Genomic DNA, 20,969 nt, shown 5'->3' with positions numbered 1-20,969 from the left:
GGCCATGGCGTCCTTCAGCGAGCGGCTGGACAGGAACCCCCACCTGAGACGCAGCGACGTCGAATGGTTCCACGCCCTGGTCAGTGACTGGCAGCTGCTCTCCGACCTGGCCTTCTCCGACCTGGTGCTGTGGTTCCCGCACACCGACGACGGCATGGTCGACCCAGCCGGGCGGTCATATGTGGCGCTGGCCCAGGCCCGGCCCTCCACCACCCAGACGCTGATCCACCGTGACGTGGTGGGCGACCGGATCCGCGCTGACCTGCGCACTATGGTTGAGCGGGCCTGGGTGTCCCAGGTCGAGACCAACTCCTCCGACCAGGGACAGCCTTCCCCGGCGCGGATGCGGGTCACCGCTATTCCGCTGGTTCGCGCCGGACGCACGGTGGGAGTGGTGACCCTGCACTTCTCGGTGGCGGCGCTGCGCACCCCCTCCCGCCTGGAGCTGACCTACCGCCGCTGCGCCGCGGACCTGATGAGCATGGTGGCCAGCGGGGCCTGGCCGGACACCAGCCAGGAGTTCACCGGATACTCCGGCGCCCCGCGTGTAGGTGACGGGCTGCTGCGGCTGGATGCCGACGGCAAGATCACCTTCGCCAGCCCCAACGCCGTCTCGGCCCTGCTGCGCCTGGGGATTCAGGAAACTGTGGAGGGCCGGTCGCTGGCCGGCATCGGTGCTGAGCTGCAGCGCGCCACCGGGGTGGCGGTGGACGAGTCCCAGCCGATGATGCTCACCGGCCGCAGAGCGATGCGCGCAGAGCTGGAGGCCCACGGCGCCGTCGTGACCCTTCGCTCCATCCCGCTGTTCCGCGGCGCCGAGCGCTTCGGGGCGCTGGTGCTCTGCCGCGACGTCACCGAGCTGCGTCGGCGCGAGAAGCAGCTGATGAGCAAGGACGCCACCATCAAGGAGATCCACCACCGGGTGAAGAACAATCTCCAGACCGTCTCCGCCCTGCTGCGCATGCAGTCGCGGCGCATGGAGTCCGCTGAGGGCCGCGAGGGGCTGCGACGGGCCCAGCGGCGAGTGGAGACCATCGCCATGGTCCACGACTCACTGTCCCAGGGACTGGAGGAGAGCGTCGACGTCGACGAGCTGATGCGCCGCCAGATGCGCCTGGCCGCAGAGATGGCCCTGGCATCGGAGTCCGCCGGCGCCCAGACGCTGGCCCATACCCAGCTGCACGGCAGCTTCGGTCAGCTGCCTCCGGATATGGTCACACCGCTGGCGCTGGTGATCACCGAGATCGTGGCCAACGCCGTTGAGCATGGGCCCGGGGACGGCCAGCAGCCGCTGCAGGTGGACCTGTATGTCCAGCGCCATGCCGACGCCGCCGGGCGGCAGCGTCTCGACGTGGAACTGACCGACGACGGCGTCGGAGTCCCCGCCGACGGCTGGGAACCCGGTCTGGGCCTGCAGATCGTGCGGACGCTGGTGCGCGGGGAGCTCTCCGGCTCCATCGAGTGGCAGCCCAGAGATCCGCAGGCTCCACGTCCCGGAACCCGAGTGGTCCTGCGCGCCCCCATACTGGGCCAAACAGCACAGCGGCCGCCCCTTCCCGAAGGAAAGGACGACCGCTGAGAGCTGATGAGGGGAGGGTCAGGGGCCGGTTGAGTCGCTTAGGATGCGCGCCTGGCCCTGGCGGCACGCCGCTTCAGGGCTCGGCGCTCGTCCTCGCTCATTCCGCCCCAGACGCCGGCGTCCTGCCCGGTGTCCAGTGCCCACTGCAGGCAGGTGTCCATCACAGGGCAGCGGCGGCAGACGCTCTTGGCCTCTTCGATCTGAAGCAGCGCGGGTCCGGTGTTGCCCACCGGGAAGAAAAGCTCAGGGTCCTTGTCCAGACACGCTGCTCGGCTGCGCCAATCCATGGCGATCACTACTCCTTGAGCCCGACGCCGTGAAGAGCGCGTCAGGCGTGGCTTGGGTGCATCGGCGGCTACGGTGAACGGGCCGGGATCTGGACTCTTCTGCGCGAGTGACTGCGAGGCTCCGGATCATACCGGTATCAGGTCCGCTCAGTTCCGTACTCGCTTGGGTACATATCAAGGCTGGCATGTTACGGCAAAGCAAACAAGACCTCTCACCCGGTAAATTTTGCGGAAACTATGTGTGATTGATCACATTCTCAGGCGGCGTTCGGGGAGAAACCTATACGCACAGCAGCGTTGATGCCCTTATCCAGGACCGTCTCGGCAGCGGTCACCAGCTGCTCCAGCTGCGCGGCGGAGCCGGCGCCCGGTGCCAGGGACAGCACGCCGGCCGCGATCCGGCCCGGCAGGTCAGCCGCCTCTGCGCCTGCCGCCTCCCACAGTTCAGCCGCCAGGACCGGAACATCCTGATACCCGGAGGCATCGAAGCTCGGCAGCGCCGTCAGATGCGCGAAGAAGATGGCCAGATCATCTGCCCGGTTCCCCGGCCCGATGGTATCCGCATCAATCAGTGCTGCCGGACGGGTCCCGTCCTCCGTGAGAAAGAGATTGCCCGGATGAAAATCACCATGGGTAGGCACTTCAGAACTCGGGTCAGGGTCCAGCGCCGCATCAATCCGGTCGCTCAGGCGCGCCAGGCGTGCCGGATCGGCGCCCATGGCGGAGAGCGCCGGGGCGAAGCTGCGGTGCCGCACCGCCGGCGCGGGGCGGGGGCGGAACTGCAGGGACGACGGCGCGAGGCTCTCCAGGGCGGTGAGCACTGCCTCCGGTGCGATCCGCACCCCCGGGGCAGGCGAGGTGGGGCGGTGCAGCAGATCGGTGACGCTGCGCCCTGCGGCCTGCTCGATCACCGCCACGCCGTCACCAGCGTCGGCGGCGCGCGGAGCCAGCCGGCATGCCTGGTGCCGCGCCAGCAGCTCGCCTGCTCGGCGGGGGCGCACCACCTTCAGATACATGGTCCGCTCGCCGAGGGCGGAGATCACCCGCACCCGGTAGACAGCCCGGCGCAGCGGCCGCAGCACCAGCATCTGCACCGCCGCCACCTCGACCTCCACGCCCAGCAGAGGGCCCAGGCGCTGGGCCAGTGCAGAAGGGTCCTCCGCCACGGCCAGTCCGGGCAGCTCAGGGTCGACCGGGTGGGCCCAGACGTGCAGCGTCCCGGTCGGGGACTCGCAGCGCACCGCTCCCAGTGCGTCACGCTGATCGTCGCTGAGTTCACGGGTGCTGGCGATCAGGGTGACCTCCGCCCCCTGGGTGCGCACTCGGAAGCGGGCGGAGACTTCAGCGGTTCCGTGTTCACCAGGGCGGGAGTAGACCCGCTCCAGGGCCCAGTCCTGCAGGTCCAGTCCGGAGGAGGCCAGGGCAGCAGCCAGCAGCTCCCCGGCCTGCTGGCTGCGCAGCAGCCGCTCCAGCTCCCAATTCATGGCGCCATTCTGGCACGTGATCGATGAGAAAACTCTCATGGCTTTTGCCGAGCAAAAATGGGGTCATCAATGAGAAAATGTCATGCGTGACCGCGCCCGCCAGCCCTGAGGATCAGCAGACGACTGAGCCGCTGCCTGCAGCTGAGGACCGCCCGGGCCGGTGGCGGCGGCTGCGCAGCTTCAGCGTGCGGGTGCGTATCCTCGCCGCCGTCATCGGCTTGGCTGCTCTGGCGCTGGGGGTGGCGGGCTACACAGCTTTCATCATCCAGCAGATCCAGGTGGAGGCGCGGATCGACGCGGAGCTGCAGGCCGATGCTGAGCAGTTCCGCCAACTGCATGAGGTGGGAGTGGATCCCGCCACCGGGGAGAGCTTCGCCTCGCCGGCAGACCTGGTCCGCACAGCCATGGAACGGATCATTCCCACCCGGAATGAGGGCATCGTCGGCATGGTCGACGGCAAGGTCCGCTTCACCTCTCCGGTGTCCCGGGTGTTCCTGGAGCGGGACAGGGAACTCGTGGAGCACCTGTATGACTATGCGGTCTCCGAACGGGCCAGCTACACCACCGTCACCACCGGGACGACCACCTACCGTGTGGCGGTGGTGCCGGTGCACGCCGCCGGCCAGGCCACCGATATCGATGGCGTGGATCACGAGGTGGCGGCCTTTGTGATGGCCTATGACCTCTCCGCAGAGAAAGGTGTTTTCTCCGAAGGCTTCCTCACCTATGCGCTGGTGGCTCTGCTGTCGCTGGTGGTAGTGGGGATTGTCGGATGGCTGGTCGCCGGACGGCTGCTGCATCCGATCCGGGTTCTGGCCACTACGGCCCGCCAGATCGGTAAGGAGGATATCTCGGAGCGGATCCCGGTCACCGGCAGCGACGATCTGGCGGCGATGACACGCTCGGTCAATGAGATGCTCGACCGGCTGGAGGGCGCCTTCCGCGCCCAGGACCAGCTGATCCACGACGTCAGCCACGAGCTGCGCACCCCCCTGACGATTGTGCGAGGCCACCTGGAGGTGCTCGACGCCGGCGACCGCGACGACGTCATCGCCACCCGCGAGCTGACCCTGGATGAGCTGAAGCGGATGAACCGCGTGGTCGACGACCTGACTACGCTGGCGCAGGCAGAGCACCCCGAGTTCGTGCACCCCTCACCCGTGGAGCTGGGGACCCTGACAGATGAGGTCTATGACAAGGCCCGCGGACTGGGAGATCGGCGCTGGCTGATCGACGCTCGCGCCGAAGGGGAGGCCCTGCTGGACCGTGAACGCATCACTCAGGCCTGGCTGCAGCTGGCGGCCAACGCGGTGAAGTTCTCCCCACCGGGATCGGTGGTCGCTCTGGGCTCGGAGATCAGCGACGGCGAAGTGCGCCTGCGGATGCGCGATCAGGGCCGAGGCATCGCCGAGGAGGACATCCAACGGATCTTCGACCGGTTTGAGCGCACCGACACCTCGACCCCCGGATCCGGACTGGGTCTTCCCATTGTGGATGCGATCGCCCGCGCCCATTCTGGAACTGTGGAGGTGGAGTCCGAAGTGGGCGCAGGAACCACCTTCACTATTGTGCTGCCCCACACTGCCGTTGACGGCCCGAGCCGGGAGGAGTCCACCGGATGACCAATATCCTGATCATCGAAGACGAGGACCGCATCGCATCCTTCGTGGAGAAGGGGCTGCGCGCTGCCGGATACGCCACCGTCCGGGCCGCCACTGCCGGGGAGGGCTTCGAATACGCGCTCAACACCAGCGTGGACCTGACGGTGCTGGACCTGGGTCTGCCCGACGAGGATGGTCTGCGGCTGCTGTCCCGGCTGCGGGCGAGGAAATTCACCGCGCCGGTGATCATCCTCACCGCCCGGGACGCTCCGGCCGACACCGTGGCCGGGCTGGAGTCCGGGGCTGATGACTATATGGCCAAGCCGTTCAGCATCGATGAGCTGCTGGCCCGGATCAGGCTGCGCCTGCGCGGGGGCTCGGCAGAGGAGCCCACCACGCTCAGCGCTGGTCAGCTGGTGCTGGACCTGCACTCACGCAAGGTCAGCGTCAACGGAGTGGAGCATGAACTGTCCTCCCGGGAGTTCGCCCTGGCAGAGACATTTATGCGTCACCCCGGTCGGGTCCTCTCCCGCGAGCAGCTGCTGGAGATGGTGTGGGGCTACAGCTTCGACCCGGGATCGAATCTGGTGGACGTCTATGTGCGCTACCTGCGCGCCAAGGTAGGCCCCGACGCAATCCGGACCGTCCGCGGCGTGGGCTACCGACTGGAGGTCTGAAGCAGCAGGCTCAGCTGTCTGCAGAGGGCGCAGACGCTGCTGACCAACTCTCCGGCGTGACCGGAGCCCAACCCGAGGCCGTGCTCAGCGGCGCGTGGTACGTCGACGGCGGCGCAGGGTTCACCGTGGTGGGGGGCGGAGCCTGGGTGGTCTGCGGCGGCGGAGGTGCCTGGGTGGTCTGAGGTGCCGCAGAGATCTCCGGACTCTCCGGGGTGGGAGCGGAGGTCGGCGTCGGTGAGGTGCTCGGCGCGGCAGCCGTGGTCGCAGTGGCTGCTGTGGTGGCCGAAGCAGCTGTGGTCGGCGCCGCAGTGCCGGCGGGGGAGGCACTGGTCTCAGCGGCGGTGGTGACCTCCATGGCCGGCCCGAGGTCCAGATCTGTGCTCTGATTGGTGGCGCTGACGATCGCGGTCCCGCCGCCGAGGGCCACAATGCTCAGCGCGCCGGTGATCACCCAAGGGGCCTGTCGGGGCATGATGTTCTCCGCTCCTGAATGCCTAGTTCTGCTGACCGTACGTCTCTACTCTGGACGGCTTCGGTGAGACATTGAGGAGAACACGATGAGAGAGCTCTCATCTGGTTGAATGGTCACCATGTCTGAGACCGCCCCCGGCACGCAGCGCCCGGCTGCTGTGTGGATCATCTGTGTGATTCTCCTTGCGCAGGGGGCCGCTGTCATCCTCTTGACCCTTGCCGAAGCGCTGGCGTCCCGCGCGCAGGTGCTGGACGCGGCCGGACAGATCGCGCTGGTGGTGATCTATGTGCTCTCCGGTGTGGTCCTGATGCTGCTGGGGTTCCGGATCCTGGCCGGCGCCCCGGCCGCCCGCACGCCGGCCATGGTGCTGCAGCTGCTGCTGGTGGTGCTCTCCTTCAGCTTCTTCGCCGGCGGTGCGGTGCTGGTCGGCGTGATCTTCCTGCTGCCTGCTGCCGCGGTGCTGGTGCTGCTGTTCACCCGGCCGGTGCAGCAGTGGCTGCAGCGGCCGGCGGCATGACACCCCAGGTCAGTCGCTGACCAGCCGGCGCAGCCGGGCGGCCACGTCCGCGTACTGCGGGCGGACCGCGTAGACGAAGCCGAGCCGCAGCAGCGCCGCCTGCTCATAGACCGCTGCAGAACCGCGTGGGACGCTGAGCTGTTCGGCGGTCTCGTCCACGCAGAAGCTCACCGTTTCGGCCTGCTGCCGGGACCAGAGCCCCTGCAGCTGCCGGAGAGCGGCGTGCGCACGCAAGTTGCCCAGATCCAGGGCAGGATCGGCCAGGCAGGCGGTGTCCACGTCCAGCAGGCCGGGACCAGCCTCGCGGCAGTAGAGCAGCTGCTTATCGTGCAGGTCACGGTGAGCCGGCCGAAGTTGCTCCTCGGGCAGATTCCGCAGCAGCCCCACGACGCGCTCGACCGTCCGTTCGGCTGCTGCGGCGTCGGGAAGCCAGGGTGAGACCAGCTGGTGCCAGTGGCGCAGCACCCCTGCCTCAGCCTCCGCGCGGTGCACCAGCGCCTTGGTGCCCCGCTGAGGCTCAGCTGAGGCTCCAGTTCGCCATGCCTCGGTGACTGCACACCAGGCCTGGGTCCATTCCTGATGGGTGAACTCCTCGGCATGGTGCAGGCTGCGGCCCTCCACGGCGCTGAAGGTCACTGTGGAGTCGGTGGACTCCAGCACCTCGGGGGTGCGGAAGGGACCCTGGAAGGCTGCCGCTCGGGCGATGCCGTCGGTGATCCCGGAGGCCTTCCCCCGCCGGACCACCTTGACGTACCGCGTGGGGGGATCCAGCCTCACCACCGCTCGTTTGCCGGGACGGTGGGAGATCACCGTGCCCTGGTCGGCCCAGTCGGCCAGGGTGCGGAGCTTCGGGTCCTGGCCGGGCTGCAGCAGCTGCAGCTGAGACCGGGACCACCAGCCTGCCCGGATGGTGCCGTCCTCCTGCTCAAGCTCCACAGCCAGCACGGCCTCGTCAGCGCCGGGCACCGGCCAGGCCCGCCGCAGCCGCATCACTCCCTCCTCAGTGGGGGTCTCGGGGTCCGGCAACGGCTGGGCGGCGCAGCGGCGCGGGATGGGGGCGGTGTCCATGGGGGATGCTGTCATCGGTTGAGTGCCTCCTCAGCGAAGGTCAGGGACCGGGCGGTCAGCGCGGGCCACGCCGGATCGCGGCGGCGGAAGAAATCGGCGGCGCTGGCCAGGTGGGCGTAGGCCTCCCAGGTGTTCAGCTCGGCACGGTCCACCTGTGCGTGCTCGGCATAGCCGGCCAGGAAGGCCTCCAGCAGCTCCGGCTGCTGATCTCGTCGGCACGCGGCGGCCCAGCTGCCCACATCACGCATCGGCCGTCCGGCACCTGCACGGTCGATGTCGATCAGACGGATCTTGTGGCTTCCCTCCGCTGCCAGGATCACCTGGTCCGGGGAGAGGTCCCCGTGCACCTCGGCCGCCGGCAGCTGCTCGAGGGGGGTCAGCCGCTCGGCAAGGCGCGCGGCCAGTTCCTCGGCATGCTGTGCCGCCCAGGGGGCGACCCGGGCGACTCCGGCGGCGGCCGGTCCAGGGTCGGCCGGGGTGCGGCGAAGCTCGGCGGGAGCTTCGGCGGCGTGCAGCCGGGCCAGGGCGGCGCCGGCGGTGACCGCGGCTGGTGGGTGCGGGACGGCGGCCAGGTCGCCTGTGCCCCACAGCGGGGTGGACACCGCTGTGCCGCGGCGGCCCAGCGCTTTGGCGTTGGTGACCGGTATGCCCAGATGGCGCCACCGGGCCGCGATGCTCAGCAGGGCAGCGGTGCTGTCGGAGAGCACACGCACCACTTTGGGGCTGCCGGCCCCTTGAACGCAGGCCACCACGCGGCGCCGGGGATTGAAGCGCAGGATTGACCACTGCGCCTGCTCCCCAGTCGCTTCCCGTGCGGCGGCAAGCTCCTTGGCAAGATCCGTGTCGGCCCACACGTCGCCGGAGTACAGCATTCCCGGCTCGGTGCGGTGGACCAGGATGTCCAGCGCGTGGTCGGCCGCGCGCTTCAGCGCCTTGCCGTATTTGTCCGGGTCATTGGTGAGCATGGTCCAGCCGGCCCGGCCGGACTGGTCGGTGTGGGCGGCCACCACCGAGTGGCCCGGTTTGATCCGCAGATGGGTGATGCGCACCGGCCGCTGCAGCAGCTCGGAGAGAGCGTCCGGGTCCAGCACCTCATGGGCAAACGGCAGACCTGCCGATTCGGCGGCCAACGCATCGGCGGCAGCAGCACTGGGAATCGTGGTGATGCTCATCTGGTGCTCGCCTTCCGTGCGGGGATCAGGACGTCATGGGCGCCGGGCAGGGGTCGGGCGTCGCTGCCCTGTGACTCGCCGGCCCTGCGCTGCGCAGCAGCCCACTGCGCCAGCTTGGACTGGGGGTCGGCCAGCAGCCGCTGCGGCTCCCCGTCCTCCACCACGGCGCCGTCCTGCAGCCACAGCACACGGTCCAGGCCCTGGATCATGGACAGATCATGGGTGATCGCCACAGTGGTCCGTCCGCGGGTGAGCTCCCGGATGGAGGACTCCACCACCGATTTCGAGGCAGGGTCCAGCCCGGTGGTGGGCTCATCCAGCAGCACAATGGGCGCGTTGCGGACCAGGGCGCGAGCGATCGCAATGCGTTGGCGCTGACCGCCGGAGAGGGTGTCGCCCCGGTTGCCCAGCACTGTCTGGTAGCCCTCGGGCAGCCGCATGATGAACTCGTGGGCTCCGGCCCGGCGGGCGGCGGAGACGACGTCGTCCTCCGTGGCGTCCTGACGTCCGTAGCGGATGTTCTCCGCGATGGTGGTGGAGAACAGCACCGACTCCTGCAGCAGGATGGCGATGTTCCGGCGAAGATCGACCTTGGCGACGCTGCGGGTGGAGTAGCCGTCCACCAGCACGGAGCCGGAGTCCGGGTCGGCCAGGCGCAGCAGATAGCCGGCCAGTGTGGACTTGCCTGCTCCTGAGGGCCCCAGCAGCCCGACCCGCTGGCCGGCAGGAATATGCAGATTGAGGTCCTTGAACAGCGGCACGCCGCGTCCGTCGGCCGCGCTGACTTCCCAGAAGCGGACCTCTCCGGAGACCTGACGCATCGGCATCGGGTCTTTCGGATCGGTGATCTCCACCGGCTCGTCCAGCAGTTCGGCGATCCGTTCGCCGGAGGCGGTGGCGCGCGCGATCCGGCCGGTGTACTTGGCCATATCGCGCAGTGGCTTCATGGCGACCTTCAGGTACATCAGGAACAGGACCATATCCCCGGGGGTCATCATGCCCATCAGCACCTGCCATCCGCCGAAGCCCAGCACCACCGCGGTGGCGATGCCCACGAACAGATCCGTGGAGCGCTCCAGCCGGGCGGCCAGGCGGCGGGCCCGGATGCCGGCCTTCAGCGCCTTGGCGTTGCCGGCGGAGAACCCTTCGGCCACTGTGTCCTCCAGCCCGTAGGCCTGCACCACGCGGATGGCGGCCAGCGCCTCAGCGGCATCGCCGACCAGCCGTCCCTCACCCTTGCGGGTGGCCCGGGATGCCGAGGTGATCTGCGGACTCAGCGCCCGCGAGGCCAGCATGTAGCCGCCGGCGGTGACCAGGACGATCACCGACAGCATCGGGTTGAGCACGATCACCACGATGAACAGCGCCACCAGAGTCAGCAGATTGCCCATCAGCGGCAGCCCGGCGGTGACGGCCACCTCCTGCAGTCGGCCCATATCGCCGACCAGGCGTTGGGAGGTGTCACCGATGGAGGCCTTGGAGTGGTACCGCAGGGACAGCGACTGGATGTGGTCAAAGACCTTGGTGCGCAGCGCCGCGGCCACCTTCACCCCGGTCTTGGCGAAAGCGATGGTGGAGGCGTAGTTGCACACGGCCCGGCCGGCGACGATCAGTGCCAGGGCCACTGCCCAGAAGGCGATGAGCCGGCCGACGTTGTCATCGGTGGCGGCCACACCGGCGACTTGAGCGCCCAGCGCCTCTGAGACGGTGTCCACCGCGTACTTCACCGGCCAGGGCTCCAGAATCCGGAAGACGACGTCGCCCAGCAGCGCGAGGAAACCGAGGCCGACCAGCAGCTTGTGCTGGTCGAGGAAGGGCAGGACCATCTTCAGCGTGCGCAGCAGCGCCTCGCGGTGAATCTTGGTGTCCTTCTTCTTCTGGTCAGACATTTAGGCGCGCACCTCCTGTATTCCCGCGCGGGAGGGCAGTGCGGCCAGCAGCGCTGCGGCTCGGCTGCCCCAGCTGTGGTGGGCCTCGGCTTCAGATCGAGCGGCCGCCCCCATAGCGCGGCGCCGCTGCGGTGAGTCGCCCAGCTCATCCAGCGCTTCGGCCAGGGCCGAGATGTCTGAGCCGGGGACCAGCAGGCCGGTGACGCCGTGGCGGATCAGGCCCGGCAGCTCTCCCACGGCGGAGGCCACCGTGGGAAGCCCCGCGGCCATGTATTCGTAGACCTTCAGCGGGGAGAAGTAGTGGGTGTCCCCGGGCTGGGGCGCCGGGTAGGGGGCGACGCCGGCATCCCAGCCGCGCAGCACCTGTGGAACCTGCTCCGGCGGCAGGGCGCCGTGGAAGTGCACCTGGTCGGCGACGCCGAGCTGGACGGCCGAGGACTGCAGCTGCTCAGCGCGCGGACCGTCGCCCAGGATCTCCAGGCGCCAGCTGCTGCGGTTCTGTGCGCCCGCGGAGGCGAAGGCCTCCAGCAGCGACTCGGTGCCGTGCCAGGGCTTCAGGGTACCGAGGAAGCCGACCGTGAACCGATCCCCTGGGCCGGCGCTGGGCGTGAACCGGTCGGTGTTGACCCCGTTGGGGGTGACCATCACGGCAGGTCGGGCCTGCTGAGGCTCGGGTGCCAGCAGGCAGCGCACCCAGTCGGCCACCGGCTCGCTGACGCAGGAGACCAGTGCGGCCTCGGTGACGCTGCGCAGTGTGGCGTCCATGGCCCCGGTGGTGTCGTGCAGGCTCCGGTGGGCGGCCTGCTCAGCCAGCAGGGGTGCGTTGACCTCCAGCACCAGCGGTGCACCGCTGCGCTGGCTGAGCTGGGCTCCGGCGGTGGAGAACAGCGAGTACCGCTCGTAGAGGAGGTCATAGCCGCCGTCGGCCGCCAGCGCGGCCATGCGGGCCGAGGCCCGGGCCACGGTCTGCTCCCGCTCAGCGGCTCCCTTGGCTCCAGTGACCGGGACCTCAAAGACCGGCAGGGTGCGCAGGTCCGACGGGACCGCCTCAGTGGAGGGGTCACCGGCACGGTTGCCGCGCTTGGTGCAGTAGACGGTGACCTCGTGGCCCAGCTGCCGGAAGGCCCGGATCATCTCCTGGGCGTGGACGCTGGCTCCCTTGGTGCCGAAGATCCCGATGCCTGGGTCGGCGAGGAAATAGGCGATCCTCATACGCGCACCTCCCGGCCCTCCGGGGCCCCGAGGGCGTGATCCGCGGCGAGGCTGGCGGGGGCTTCAGCGCGGGAGGCCTCTGCTGCGGGGATGGCCGCCGCCGGGGCGGCTGGGGCGCTGCGCGCGGCGGTGCCGGGTTCGGTCTGCTGCCGTCCGTTCTGCGGCGCAGCGGCGCCGGTGGGGGAGGCCACCAGGGCGCGCAGCTGCTGGGCTTGGCGGTGTGAGTCGAACTGCTCGGCCACCAGCCGGCGGGCCGCATCGGTCATGGCGGTGTGGTCACCGGGCTGCACAGCCTCAGCCAGCGCCTCAGTCAGTGCCTGAAGGTCGCCGGTGGGCACCAGCCAGCCGGTCTCCCGGCGCCAGGGGCCGGAGTCCGGAGCGCTGTGCGGCTCGCCGCGGATGACTTCGCCTACTGCGGTCACGTCGGCGGCCACGCAGCGGATGCCGCGCGCCATAGCCTCCAGCAGCACGGTGGGCAATCCGTCGGCGTTGCCGTCGCTGCCGATCACGAAGGGCGCGGCGAAGACGTCGTGGCTGCCCAGCAGCTCGGTGATCTCAGCCTGTGTGCGCGGGCCGAGCAGGTGGACGTCGTCGTGGAGGTCATAGGCGGTGATCTTCTCCTCCAGCTCCGCCGCCAGCGGCCCGTCCCCGGCGATGTCGGCGGTGACCCGGATGCCGCGGCTGCGCAGCTGCGCCACCGCGTCGATCAGCAGGCCGAAGCCCTTCTTCTCCACCAGCCGGCCCACCGCCAGGATGCGTGGGACGGCGCGCTGCGGTCGCTGCGGGGTGTAGGGGAACCGGTCCAGGTTCAGGCCGTTGCGCACCAGATGGAGCGTGGCGGTGGCGTCGGGGAAGCAGCGGCGCAGGTGGCGGAGGTTGTACTCGGAGATGGTCACCGCATGGTGGGCTTCGGCGAGTTTGCGCTGCAGCAGCTGCTGGTCGACCTCTTCGTGGAAGATGTCCTTGGCATGGGCGGTGAAGGAGTAGGGCAGTCCAGCGATCATCCCGGCCAGCCGGGCCACAGTGGTGGCCACCGAGGCGAAGTGAGCATGGAGGTGGGTCACCCCTGCCTCCCGGGCGGCCTGGGCGAGCATGACCGCCTGAAAGGCGTCGTCGCTCTCGCTGGCCAGCAGATCCGGCAGAGCACGGGCGATGCCGGTCTGAAGATCCTGCTGGCCGGCGACCTCCCCGATGCGCTCCCACATTTTGGAGGCGTTGGAGGTGCGCGGGATCTGGATCACCGGTGCTTTGACCCTGGCCAGCTCTGCGTGGAACCGCGCGTCGGTGGGAGTGCGCAGGGAGAAGATGACGATCCGTTCGCCGGCGGCCTCACGGGCTAGGATCTCGGAGACGATGAACGTTTCGGAGAAGCGCGGATACATCTTCAGTACGTAGCCGACCACTGGCGTGCCGGGCTGGCCGGCCTGCGGGGACGCGGGGGCGGCCGACTCAGCTGCGGCGTGCGCGACGGCGGGCACCGGATCAGGTGCGCCGGGCTGCGGGCTCTGCTCTGCGGTGGGCTGCGGCTCAGCGGGCATGGGGAATCGACCTCTCGTGGTTCTGTTCGGCAGCGGCCGCGGCGAACTGGGCGGCCGCACCGGGGGTGTCAGGGGGAAGCTCGTCGGCGGCGAAGTCGCCGATGCGGGTCAGCCCGTCCAGGTCTACGCTGTCGCGGACTGTTCTGCGGCGGGCGGCGTCGGCGTACCAGCTGGTCAGGGTCTCGGCAGTCAGCTGTTCGGGGGGAAGGGTCTCCACAGCTCCGGCGGCGGCAAGCGCCGCGGCGCGGCGGGGCTGCTCCTGGCGGCGGGCGCTGCGCGGAACGATCAGGGCCGGGGTGGTGGTGGCCATGATCTCGGCCAGGGAGTTGTACCCGCCCATGGAGACCACGGCAGCGGCGTCGCGCACCAGCATCGGCACGTGCGGGGCGTAGCGGGTCACGCGGATCCGGCCCCGCTCAGCACCGCTGCTGCGCACTGCGTCCAGAATCCGGTCATGGTCGGCCGCCGGCATCTGAGGGCCGGTGAGGATCAGGTGCTGGTGCCCCTCGGGCAGCGTGGCCTGGGCGGCTGCCAGTCCGATGGGGCCGCCGTCGGAGCCCCCGCCGACCATGGTGAGCAGGTAGGGCTGTTCGGCCCGGATGCTGGATCGGGTCAGCGGGTCCTCCGGCCGGCCGTGGGAGAGGTAGCCGGTGAAGCGGGTGCGTCCGGCCAGCTCGGGCGGGATCTCGCCGGTGGCCACCGGATCGTAGATGCTGCGGTCGCCGTAGATCCACAGCGAGTCGTAGTAGTGAGATACTGCACGCGGGCCGCCGATCCGGGCCCATTCGCGGCGGGCGACGTCGGGGGAGTCCAGCACCTCGCGCATGCCCAGGACGCAGCGGGTCCCCACCGCGCGCAGAGTCTCCAGGGCCGGCAGCAGCTCATTGTCGACGCCGAAGGCGTGCCGGTCCACGATCAGCAGATCCGGGCTCATCGCCTCCAGTGCGGCTGCTGCGGTGGAGCTGCGCAGGTGCCACAGCCGCTCGGTGCTCACATCCAGGCTGCGGCACTGGTAGCCGTCCTGGGTGCGGGTGAATCCCGGCAGCACCAGCCAGTCCCAGCCCTCGGGCAGAGTGTCGGCGGTGGCTCCCGGGTGTCCGGCGATCAGCAGGCCCCTGACCCGCTGGCCGGTGATCCGCGGCAGGTCTGCGGCCAGGGCGTGCGCCAGGGCCCGGTTGCGCCGGGCGTGCCCCAGACCCACTGAGTCGTGCGAATACATCGCGACTGTGATGCTCATAGCCACCCACTGTCGCGGGCGAAGGTGAGATCACAGTGAGAGCTGTATGAGAAAGTGCGGCAGTTTTCTCATTTTTGCTTCCGATGCCGCAGCTGCGGCATCCGGGACGCGGCGTCCCCAGGGGGTGAGTGGGCTCAGTTCACCGGGCCGGTCCACTTCTCACCCGGGCCCTGACCGGGGGCATCGGGCACCAGCGACTCTTCGCGGAAGGCCAGCTGCAGCGAACGCAGCCCGTCCCGCAGCGGCGCGGCGTGGGTGGAGCCGACCTCCGGGGCGGCGGCAGTGACCAGACCAGCCAGGGCGGTGATGAGTTTGCGCGCCTCGTCGAGGTCCTTGAGCTCTGCGGCGTCGGGGCCCTCGGCGAGTCCGGTCTTCACCGCTGCCGCGCTCATCAGGTGCACGGCCACAGTGTTGATGAGCTCCACTGCCGGTACCTCAGCGATGTCGCGCGCCTGGGCCTCTGCCGGGCTGGGGAGGTGGTCCTCCGGGGTGTTCTGGTCACTGGTCATGCTGATAAGCTTGACACAGTCTGATTCCGCCGCGCCAACGTGTGCCCGGACGCAGACCCTTCACAATCACACCGCATCGAATCAGGAGCAGGACAGATCAGCGAACCACGTATCAATAACCGCATCCGAGTGCCAGAGGTCCGCCTTGTAGGCCCCCAGGGGGAGCAGGTGGGCATCGTCAGAATCGAAGACGCACTGCGTTTGGCGGGCGAAGCTGATTTGGATCTGGTGGAGGTGGCACCCCAGGCCAAACCGCCGGTATGCAAGCTGATGGACTTCGGCAAGTGGAAGTACGAGGCGGCGGTCAAAGCCCGGGAGTCCCGGAAGAACCAGTCGACCACCACGCTGAAGGAAGTCCGCTTCCGGCTGAAGATCGACGATCACGACTACAACACCAAGGTGGGCCACGCACGCCGCTTCCTGGAGGCAGGTGACAAGGTCAAGGCGATGATCCAGTTCCGCGGCCGTGAGCAGCAGCGCCCGGAGATGGGCGTGCGGCTGCTGCAGCGCTTCAGCGAGGACGTCGAGGACCTCGGCCAGGTCGAGTCGGCCCCGCGTCAGGACGGCCGCCATATGGTGATGGTGGTCGGACCGCTGCGCACCAAGGCGCAGCAGGCCAAGAGCGGCGGCAGCGACGTCGTCGCCGATAACGAGGAGAACAAGGCTCGCGCCAAGGCGAAGAACGAGCGCCGGGCGCGGAAGACCCAGCAGCGTCAGGAGCGCGTCTCCACTGACGAGAAGGACGTCAAGCCGCTGTCGAACTCCATGGCCGACTACCTGCCGGACGAGCTGAAGAACCTCTGAGCAGATCCGCCGTCGACCATCGGCGGCGCTGAGCCGGCCTCGGGAGACAATTTCGTCTCCCGACGGCACTGGCGTACTATGGACGGTTGGGTCACTCGGCCTGCGCCGCGCGTCTGCGCCGGCGCGGCGGGGCGACCCATGACAAAGGGATCTCCCCAGGCCGGGAGTCTGGGCGATGATCCACCTCTGCACCGCCGTGACGGGATCCCCGTGACACATAGGTGCTGCAGGTCCGAACGAACGAAGGAGAACGGCATCATGCCGAAGAACAAGACGCACTCCGGCGCCAAGAAGCGTTTCAAGCTCACCGGCTCCGGAAAGATCAAGCGCCAGCAGGCCAACCGTCGCCACTACCTGGAGCACAAGTCTTCCCGCCTGACCCGTCGCCTGGCGAAGGACCAGATCGTCACCAAGGCAGACGAGGGCCGCATCAAGAAGATGCTGGGCAAGTAAAGCCCGCAGCTGCACTGCGGATGCGTGCGCATCCGGCCGGGCCGCTGGGTGCGGCCCGCGAAGACTTACGTAAGACTCACAGGAGAAACTGACACATGGCACGTGTGAAAAGGGCACTGAACGCCCACAAGAAGCGCCGCAAGGTCCTCGACCGGGCCTCCGGCTACCGCGGACAGCGCTCCCGCCTCTACCGCAAGGCCAAGGAGCAGCTGCTGCACAGCTACACCTACAACTACCAGCACCGGAAGAAGCGCAAGGGCGATTTCCGCCGCCTGTGGATCCAGCGCATCAACGCTGCCTCCCGCGCTCACGGCCTGACCTACAACCGGTTCATCCAGGGCCTGAAGGCCGCCGGTGTGGAGGTTGACCGCCGTATGCTGGCCGAGCTGGCCGTCTCCGACGCCAAGACCTTCGAGTCGCTGGTGGAGACCGCACGCAACGCCCTGCCTGAGGACGTCAACGCCCCCCGCGCCTGAGTCCCCGGCAGCAGCCGAACCGGCGAAAGCGCCGCCGTCCCACTCCGGGAGGCGGCGCTTTCTCATTGCCGCGCCGGGGATCGAAGCCCGCATGGGCCTCGCCCGCCGGGCTCGCAGGGCAGAATGGGGAGGTGGGCGCACACTCCCGCACACCAGGAGGTACGGGCGCACGCCCCCGCACAGCAGAAGGAGCAGACCTGTGGCCGATGAGTATCTGATGGACAATCCGCGCAGCGACCGGGTCAAGAAGGTCGCCGCCCTGTCCAGCCGGGCCGGCCGCCGCAAGCAGGGACTGTTCGTCGCCGAAGGACCGCAGCCGGTGCGCGAGGCGCTGCGCCTGTGGCTGGCCCGCCACGATGCCGGCCCAGACCCCGCCGGCCCAGACCCCGCAGCGCCCGCCGGGGAGGCCGAGCCTGCCCCAGGTGCAGGGCACATACCCAGCGGTGATCCGCACCTGCTGCCGCAGCTGGACGCGCTCTACTTCACATCCGAGGCGCTGGAGCAGCACCCCGATCTGGCCGCCCTGGTGGACCAGGCCCGCGGGGTCCTCTTCGACCCGCAGGCCCAGCTGCCGCGTGGGGCACGGTTCTTCCTCCGGGAAGCCACCTCTGCGACCCTGCAGGCGATGAGCGACGCCGAGACCCCCCAAGGGGTGCTGACCGTCTGCCGGATCCCTCGCAATCCCGGCCCTGAAGCCCAGGCCCTGCTTGCCGACCGCATGCGGCTTGGCGCAGCGCTGCTGGGAGTCCAGGACCCGGGCAACGCCGGAACCATCATCCGAGTGGCGGACGCGGCCGGCGCTGACGCCGTCGTACTGTCCCCCGGCACCACAGACCCCTGGGCGCCGAAGGTGGTCCGCGCCGCCGCAGGCTCCCACTTCCACCTGCCGGTCCTCACCGGGGTGGACCCCGCCGCTGCGGCAGATGACTTCAGAGCCCGTGGACTGCAGATCCTTGCTGCCCACGGGTACGCAAACCTCTCGCTGGCGCAGCTGCAGGCCGGCGCCGGTGCTCCGAGCCTGCAGCGCCGCACTGTGTGGCTGTTCGGCAATGAGGCGCACGGACTGAGCCCGGCTGAGCGCGATCTGGCTGATGCGGCGGTCTCCATTCCGCTCTACGGGCAGGCTGAATCGCTCAACGTCGCAGCGGCCGCTGGCATCTGCCTCTACGCCTCGGCCATGGCCCAGCGCGCAGAAGGCACGCCGTGAGCTACTCGCCGCAGGGCCGGGACGTGGAGAACGCCGGCTTCCGCTGCACCCGCTGCGGAGCCGGCGTGGCCCCGCACACCGCAGGCAGTTACCGCAACCACTGCCCGCACTGCCTGTGGTCCCGGCACGTGGACGAGCTGCCCGGCGACCGGGCCGCCGAATGCGGCGCGCCGATGGAGCCGGTGGGGGTGGACTATTCGGGAAAGAAGGGCTACATCCTGCTGCACCGATGCACCGCCTGCGGAGCTCAGGACCGCAATAAGCTGGCTCCCGACGACGACATGGACCGGGTGATCGAGCTGCAGCGCCCGCGGTAGCCCCGCAGGAGGGGACCCAGTCCGAGCCTGAGCCCCTATGCAGCTCCGGCCCCTGCTGCGCGGCATTCGGTCGCGGCGCCCAGTCCCGCCCAGGCACAGTGATGGCCCCACCATGCTGCGCCTGCCGACCGCGCCGGAGACGTCACGATGGGGCCATCGCCCTACCGAGAGCCCGTCATCGGGCCCTTGGATTCACTATGAGATTGTCAGCTGCCGGCCGGAGTGAAGTCCCTGCTGCTGAGGAACTCCGGACGCGGCTGCGGGGCCGCAAACGGCTCCACCGGGGTGTTCTCCACCGAGTTGTAGACGATGAACACATTCGAGCGCGGGTAGGGGGTCACATTGCCGTTGGAGGCGTGCATGCAGTTGGAGTCGAACATGATCGCTCCGCCGGCCGGGCCCTCCAGCACGTCGATGCCGAACTTGTCGGCGAACTCGGTGAGCGTCTCAGGGTCCGGCACACCGGCGCCCTGCATCACCAGCGACTGCTTGTGGTTGTTCTCCGGGGTCTTGTCCACTGCACTGATGTAGTGCTTGTGGGAGCCGGGCATGATCATCAGCGGACCGTTGAACGAGTAGTTGTCGGTCAGCGAGATGGAGATGCTCACCGCACGCGGAGTGGGCATGCCGTCCTCGGCGTGCCAGGTCTCGAAGTCCGAATGCCAGGTGAAGTCCTTGCCCACAAAGCCGGGCTTGTAGTTGATCCGGCTCTGGTGGATGTAGACGTCGGAGCCTAGAATCTGGCGGGCCCGGTCCACAATCCGCGGGTCGTTGGCGATCTTCCGGAAGACTTCGTTGGTCTTGTGGATATCGAAGATTGACCGCACCTCATTGGACTTGGCCTCCACCACAGTGCGCTCATCGGCCTTGACCTCCGGGTCCTCAGCCAGGCGCTTGAGCTCATCGCGGAACAGCTGCAGCTCATCGGCCGTGATGAGCTGGTCGATGGTCAGGTAGCCCTTCTCGTCGAAGCCGCACAGGGTCTCTGCGTCCATGGGGCCCTGCTCTGCAGTGCCCTGGACAACCGGGTCCTGCCGCGGAATCACGCGGGGCTCACCACCCTGGCGGGTGGGGTACAGGTCCGTCACCTCGTGGACGGTGGCCGTCATGGGTTGACCTCCTTCATCGTTGGACGTTCTGTACATGTGCATCAGACCAAAAGATGCTTGCAGCGCTCGCCTGCCGATGAATGGCAGCTAACGGCGCCGCCACCTACGGACCCTAGCAGGTCTGTTGCTCACTGCAACCGACTGTGCACTACAGTGCTGATATGGAGGCATCACGCAACTACGCGATCACGAACGCACATATTGTTCCGGTGACCGCTGAACCCTTCGACGGCACCTTGGTCATCACCGAGGGCACCATCGCCGCGATGGGTCCCGATGTGCAGGTCCCTGAGGCCCATGAGGTCATTGACGCCGACGGCGGCTGGGTGCTTCCCGGCCTCATCGACGCCCATGTCCATCTGGGCGTCCACGAGCAGGGGGAGGGCTGGGCCGGTGCGGACTTCAACGAGTCCACCGATCCGGTGACCGCCGCCGCCCGCGCCCTGGACGCCATCAACCCCACGGAGCTGGGATTCGACGACGCCGTCTCCTCCGGGGTCACCACGGTGAACGTGAACCCCGGTTCGGCCAACCCGATCGGCGGGCTCACAGTGGCGATCAAGACCTTCGGCGCCGTGGTCGACGATATGGTTCTGCGGTCTCCCTCCGGCCTGAAGGCGGCGCTGGGGGAGAACCCCAAGCGGGTCTACGGAGACCAGAAGAAGACCCCCAGCACCCGGCTGGGAGTGGCGCTGACGGTGCGCAAAGCGTTCTCCGAGGCCCGCGAATGGGCGGCCAAGCCTGCCGAGGAGCGGGGCACCGATCTGGTCAGTGAGGCGCTGGCGAAGGTGCTGAACCGGGAGATCCCCTGGCGGCAGCACTGCCACCGGACAGACGACATCGCCACCGCTATCCGGATCGCCGACGAGTTCGGCTACGAGCTGGTCCTGGACCACGGAACCGAGGCGTATAAGCTGGCCGACCGAATCGCTGAGCGCGGCATTCCGGTGCTCTACGGCCCCATGATGGTCTCCCGCTCCAAGGTGGAGGTCCGCGAGCGGAGCCCGCGGGCGCCCGGGCTGCTGGCCAATGCCGGAGTGAAGGTCTCCATCATCACCGATCATCCGGTGGTGCCCATCGACTTTCTGATCCATCAGGCAGCCCTGGCAGTGCGTGAAGGGATGGACCCGCAGCAGGCGCTGCGCGCGGTGACCATCCATCCGGCCGAGGTCCTGGGCGTCTCCGACCGGGTGGGCTCCCTGGAGCCGAACAAGGACGCCGATGTGGTGCTGTGGTCCGGTGATCCGCTGGACACCCGCAACCGTCCGCTGGCCACCTGGGTCTCCGGCAGGCAGGTCTACACCTACGACGCCGCCGCCGGAGAGGGCACTGTGGCGGCCCGCTGGTAGCCCGCCCGAACG

General features: G+C 68.9%; 21 protein-coding genes. 10 read left to right on the top strand and 11 right to left on the bottom strand.

Translation table 11 applies throughout. The features are described from left to right. Window positions 1–4: 4 nt before the first annotated feature. On the top strand, window positions 5–1,579 hold the full coding sequence (locus Q1K09_RS05075) for a sensor histidine kinase (RefSeq protein ID WP_300343778.1): 1,575 nt from the start codon (window positions 5–7) through the stop codon (window positions 1,577–1,579). Window positions 1,580–1,617: 38 nt separating this feature from the next. Here Q1K09_RS05075 and Q1K09_RS05070 read toward each other — a convergent pair whose 3' ends face one another. Beyond that, on the bottom strand, window positions 1,618–1,866 hold the full coding sequence (locus tag Q1K09_RS05070) for a WhiB family transcriptional regulator (protein ID WP_028463811.1): 249 nt from the start codon (window positions 1,864–1,866) through the stop codon (window positions 1,618–1,620). A gap of 257 nt (window positions 1,867–2,123) precedes the next feature. Next, window positions 2,124–3,350 carry an aminoglycoside phosphotransferase family protein gene (locus tag Q1K09_RS05065; protein ID WP_300343776.1) on the bottom strand — a complete coding sequence of 409 codons (1,227 nt, stop codon included), beginning with the start codon at window positions 3,348–3,350 and terminating at the stop codon, window positions 2,124–2,126. A gap of 86 nt (window positions 3,351–3,436) precedes the next feature. Here Q1K09_RS05065 and Q1K09_RS05060 point away from each other — a divergent pair, with 86 nt between their 5' ends. After that, window positions 3,437–4,972 (top strand): HAMP domain-containing sensor histidine kinase, encoded by a 1,536-nt coding sequence (locus Q1K09_RS05060; RefSeq protein WP_300343774.1) that lies wholly within the window; start codon window positions 3,437–3,439, stop codon window positions 4,970–4,972. Then, window positions 4,969–5,628, top strand: a complete 660-nt coding sequence (locus Q1K09_RS05055) for a response regulator transcription factor (RefSeq protein WP_300343773.1) — start codon at window positions 4,969–4,971, stop codon at window positions 5,626–5,628. Before Q1K09_RS05060 ends, Q1K09_RS05055 begins: the two co-directional genes overlap by 4 nt. 10 nt (window positions 5,629–5,638) lie before the next feature. Here the strand turns inward: Q1K09_RS05055 and Q1K09_RS05050 are convergent, their stop codons facing one another. Continuing rightward, window positions 5,639–6,100, bottom strand: a complete 462-nt coding sequence (locus tag Q1K09_RS05050) for a hypothetical protein (protein WP_300343772.1) — start codon at window positions 6,098–6,100, stop codon at window positions 5,639–5,641. A gap of 118 nt (window positions 6,101–6,218) precedes the next feature. On the opposite strand from Q1K09_RS05050, the gene Q1K09_RS05045 reads away from it, so the two are divergent. After that, entirely contained in the window at window positions 6,219–6,617 is a 399-nt protein-coding gene (locus Q1K09_RS05045; protein ID WP_300343771.1) for a hypothetical protein, read from the top strand. Between the two features lie 9 nt (window positions 6,618–6,626). Here Q1K09_RS05045 and Q1K09_RS05040 read toward each other — a convergent pair whose 3' ends face one another. From Q1K09_RS05040 to Q1K09_RS05010, 7 genes are all read right to left on the bottom strand, one after another. Further along, the gene (locus Q1K09_RS05040) at window positions 6,627–7,700 is read right to left on the bottom strand and encodes a hypothetical protein (RefSeq protein WP_300343770.1); all 1,074 of its coding nucleotides are present in this window, start codon (window positions 7,698–7,700) and stop codon (window positions 6,627–6,629) included. Beyond that, entirely contained in the window at window positions 7,697–8,857 is a 1,161-nt protein-coding gene (locus Q1K09_RS05035; RefSeq protein ID WP_300343768.1) for a phosphotransferase, read from the bottom strand. The genes Q1K09_RS05040 and Q1K09_RS05035 overlap by 4 nt, the downstream gene beginning before the upstream one ends. Beyond that, entirely contained in the window at window positions 8,854–10,746 is a 1,893-nt protein-coding gene (locus tag Q1K09_RS05030; RefSeq protein WP_300343767.1) for an ABC transporter ATP-binding protein, read from the bottom strand. The genes Q1K09_RS05035 and Q1K09_RS05030 overlap by 4 nt, the downstream gene beginning before the upstream one ends. Further along, window positions 10,747–11,958, bottom strand: coding sequence for a glycosyltransferase family 4 protein (locus Q1K09_RS05025; protein WP_300343766.1), 1,212 nt, complete (start codon window positions 11,956–11,958; stop codon window positions 10,747–10,749). Beyond that, a complete protein-coding gene (locus Q1K09_RS05020; RefSeq protein WP_300343765.1) occupies window positions 11,955–13,496 on the bottom strand; it encodes a glycosyltransferase family 4 protein in 1,542 nt (513 codons plus the stop codon). The genes Q1K09_RS05025 and Q1K09_RS05020 overlap by 4 nt, the downstream gene beginning before the upstream one ends. Further along, the gene (locus tag Q1K09_RS05015; RefSeq protein WP_300343764.1) at window positions 13,486–14,733 is read right to left on the bottom strand and encodes a glycosyltransferase; all 1,248 of its coding nucleotides are present in this window, start codon (window positions 14,731–14,733) and stop codon (window positions 13,486–13,488) included. The genes Q1K09_RS05020 and Q1K09_RS05015 overlap by 11 nt, the downstream gene beginning before the upstream one ends. A gap of 134 nt (window positions 14,734–14,867) precedes the next feature. Continuing rightward, window positions 14,868–15,242, bottom strand: a complete 375-nt coding sequence (locus tag Q1K09_RS05010) for a DUF1844 domain-containing protein (protein ID WP_300343762.1) — start codon at window positions 15,240–15,242, stop codon at window positions 14,868–14,870. Window positions 15,243–15,281: 39 nt separating this feature from the next. On the opposite strand from Q1K09_RS05010, the gene infC reads away from it, so the two are divergent. The 5 genes from infC (at window position 15,282) to Q1K09_RS04985 (ending at window position 18,499) form a co-directional block, all read left to right on the top strand. Beyond that, window positions 15,282–16,046: a translation initiation factor IF-3 gene (gene infC, locus Q1K09_RS05005; RefSeq protein ID WP_300343761.1), complete on the top strand. Its 765-nt coding sequence runs from the start codon at window positions 15,282–15,284 to the stop codon at window positions 16,044–16,046. Between the two features lie 258 nt (window positions 16,047–16,304). Next, window positions 16,305–16,499: a 50S ribosomal protein L35 gene (gene rpmI / locus Q1K09_RS05000; RefSeq protein ID WP_028463813.1), complete on the top strand. Its 195-nt coding sequence runs from the start codon at window positions 16,305–16,307 to the stop codon at window positions 16,497–16,499. Between the two features lie 95 nt (window positions 16,500–16,594). Beyond that, a complete protein-coding gene (gene rplT / locus Q1K09_RS04995) occupies window positions 16,595–16,975 on the top strand; it encodes a 50S ribosomal protein L20 (RefSeq protein ID WP_300343759.1) in 381 nt (126 codons plus the stop codon). 199 nt (window positions 16,976–17,174) lie between these two features. Next, on the top strand, window positions 17,175–18,182 hold the full coding sequence (locus tag Q1K09_RS04990) for an RNA methyltransferase (RefSeq protein WP_300343758.1): 1,008 nt from the start codon (window positions 17,175–17,177) through the stop codon (window positions 18,180–18,182). Then, window positions 18,179–18,499, top strand: a complete 321-nt coding sequence (locus tag Q1K09_RS04985) for an RNHCP domain-containing protein (RefSeq protein ID WP_300343757.1) — start codon at window positions 18,179–18,181, stop codon at window positions 18,497–18,499. Before Q1K09_RS04990 ends, Q1K09_RS04985 begins: the two co-directional genes overlap by 4 nt. A 206-nt stretch (window positions 18,500–18,705) precedes the next feature. Here Q1K09_RS04985 and thpD read toward each other — a convergent pair whose 3' ends face one another. Then, entirely contained in the window at window positions 18,706–19,608 is a 903-nt protein-coding gene (gene thpD / locus Q1K09_RS04980; protein ID WP_300343756.1) for an ectoine hydroxylase, read from the bottom strand. Window positions 19,609–19,769: 161 nt separating this feature from the next. Between thpD and Q1K09_RS04975 the strand changes: the two genes are divergently transcribed. After that, a complete protein-coding gene (locus tag Q1K09_RS04975; protein ID WP_300343755.1) occupies window positions 19,770–20,957 on the top strand; it encodes an amidohydrolase in 1,188 nt (395 codons plus the stop codon). The last annotated feature ends 12 nt before the right edge of the window (window positions 20,958–20,969 follow it).

It is taken from the genome of Nesterenkonia sp. (assembly GCF_029265375.1).
Lineage (GTDB): Bacteria > Actinomycetota > Actinomycetes > Actinomycetales > Micrococcaceae > Nesterenkonia.
The sequence above is the reverse complement of the archived record's forward strand: the minus strand, read 5'-3'. Positions and strand labels throughout refer to the sequence as shown.

Excerpts from the sequence above, each read along its gene's own strand:
- Q1K09_RS05075 (WP_300343778.1), top strand. The coding sequence starts at position 5 with ATGGCGTCCTTCAGCGAGCGGCTGGACAGGAACCCCCACCTGAGACGC.
- Q1K09_RS05070 (WP_028463811.1), bottom strand. The coding sequence starts at position 1,866 with ATGGATTGGCGCAGCCGAGCAGCGTGTCTGGACAAGGACCCTGAGCTT.
- Q1K09_RS05065 (WP_300343776.1), bottom strand. The coding sequence starts at position 3,350 with ATGAATTGGGAGCTGGAGCGGCTGCTGCGCAGCCAGCAGGCCGGGGAG.
- Q1K09_RS05055 (WP_300343773.1), top strand. The coding sequence starts at position 4,969 with ATGACCAATATCCTGATCATCGAAGACGAGGACCGCATCGCATCCTTC.
- Q1K09_RS05050 (WP_300343772.1), bottom strand. The coding sequence starts at position 6,100 with ATGCCCCGACAGGCCCCTTGGGTGATCACCGGCGCGCTGAGCATTGTG.
- Q1K09_RS05045 (WP_300343771.1), top strand. The coding sequence starts at position 6,219 with ATGTCTGAGACCGCCCCCGGCACGCAGCGCCCGGCTGCTGTGTGGATC.
- Q1K09_RS05040 (WP_300343770.1), bottom strand. The coding sequence starts at position 7,700 with ATGACAGCATCCCCCATGGACACCGCCCCCATCCCGCGCCGCTGCGCC.
- Q1K09_RS05035 (WP_300343768.1), bottom strand. The coding sequence starts at position 8,857 with ATGAGCATCACCACGATTCCCAGTGCTGCTGCCGCCGATGCGTTGGCC.
- Q1K09_RS05030 (WP_300343767.1), bottom strand. The coding sequence starts at position 10,746 with ATGTCTGACCAGAAGAAGAAGGACACCAAGATTCACCGCGAGGCGCTG.
- Q1K09_RS05025 (WP_300343766.1), bottom strand. The coding sequence starts at position 11,958 with ATGAGGATCGCCTATTTCCTCGCCGACCCAGGCATCGGGATCTTCGGC.
- Q1K09_RS05020 (WP_300343765.1), bottom strand. The coding sequence starts at position 13,496 with ATGCCCGCTGAGCCGCAGCCCACCGCAGAGCAGAGCCCGCAGCCCGGC.
- Q1K09_RS05015 (WP_300343764.1), bottom strand. The coding sequence starts at position 14,733 with ATGAGCATCACAGTCGCGATGTATTCGCACGACTCAGTGGGTCTGGGG.
- Q1K09_RS05010 (WP_300343762.1), bottom strand. The coding sequence starts at position 15,242 with ATGACCAGTGACCAGAACACCCCGGAGGACCACCTCCCCAGCCCGGCA.
- rpmI (WP_028463813.1), top strand. The coding sequence starts at position 16,305 with ATGCCGAAGAACAAGACGCACTCCGGCGCCAAGAAGCGTTTCAAGCTC.
- rplT (WP_300343759.1), top strand. The coding sequence starts at position 16,595 with ATGGCACGTGTGAAAAGGGCACTGAACGCCCACAAGAAGCGCCGCAAG.
- thpD (WP_300343756.1), bottom strand. The coding sequence starts at position 19,608 with ATGACGGCCACCGTCCACGAGGTGACGGACCTGTACCCCACCCGCCAG.
- Q1K09_RS04975 (WP_300343755.1), top strand. The coding sequence starts at position 19,770 with ATGGAGGCATCACGCAACTACGCGATCACGAACGCACATATTGTTCCG.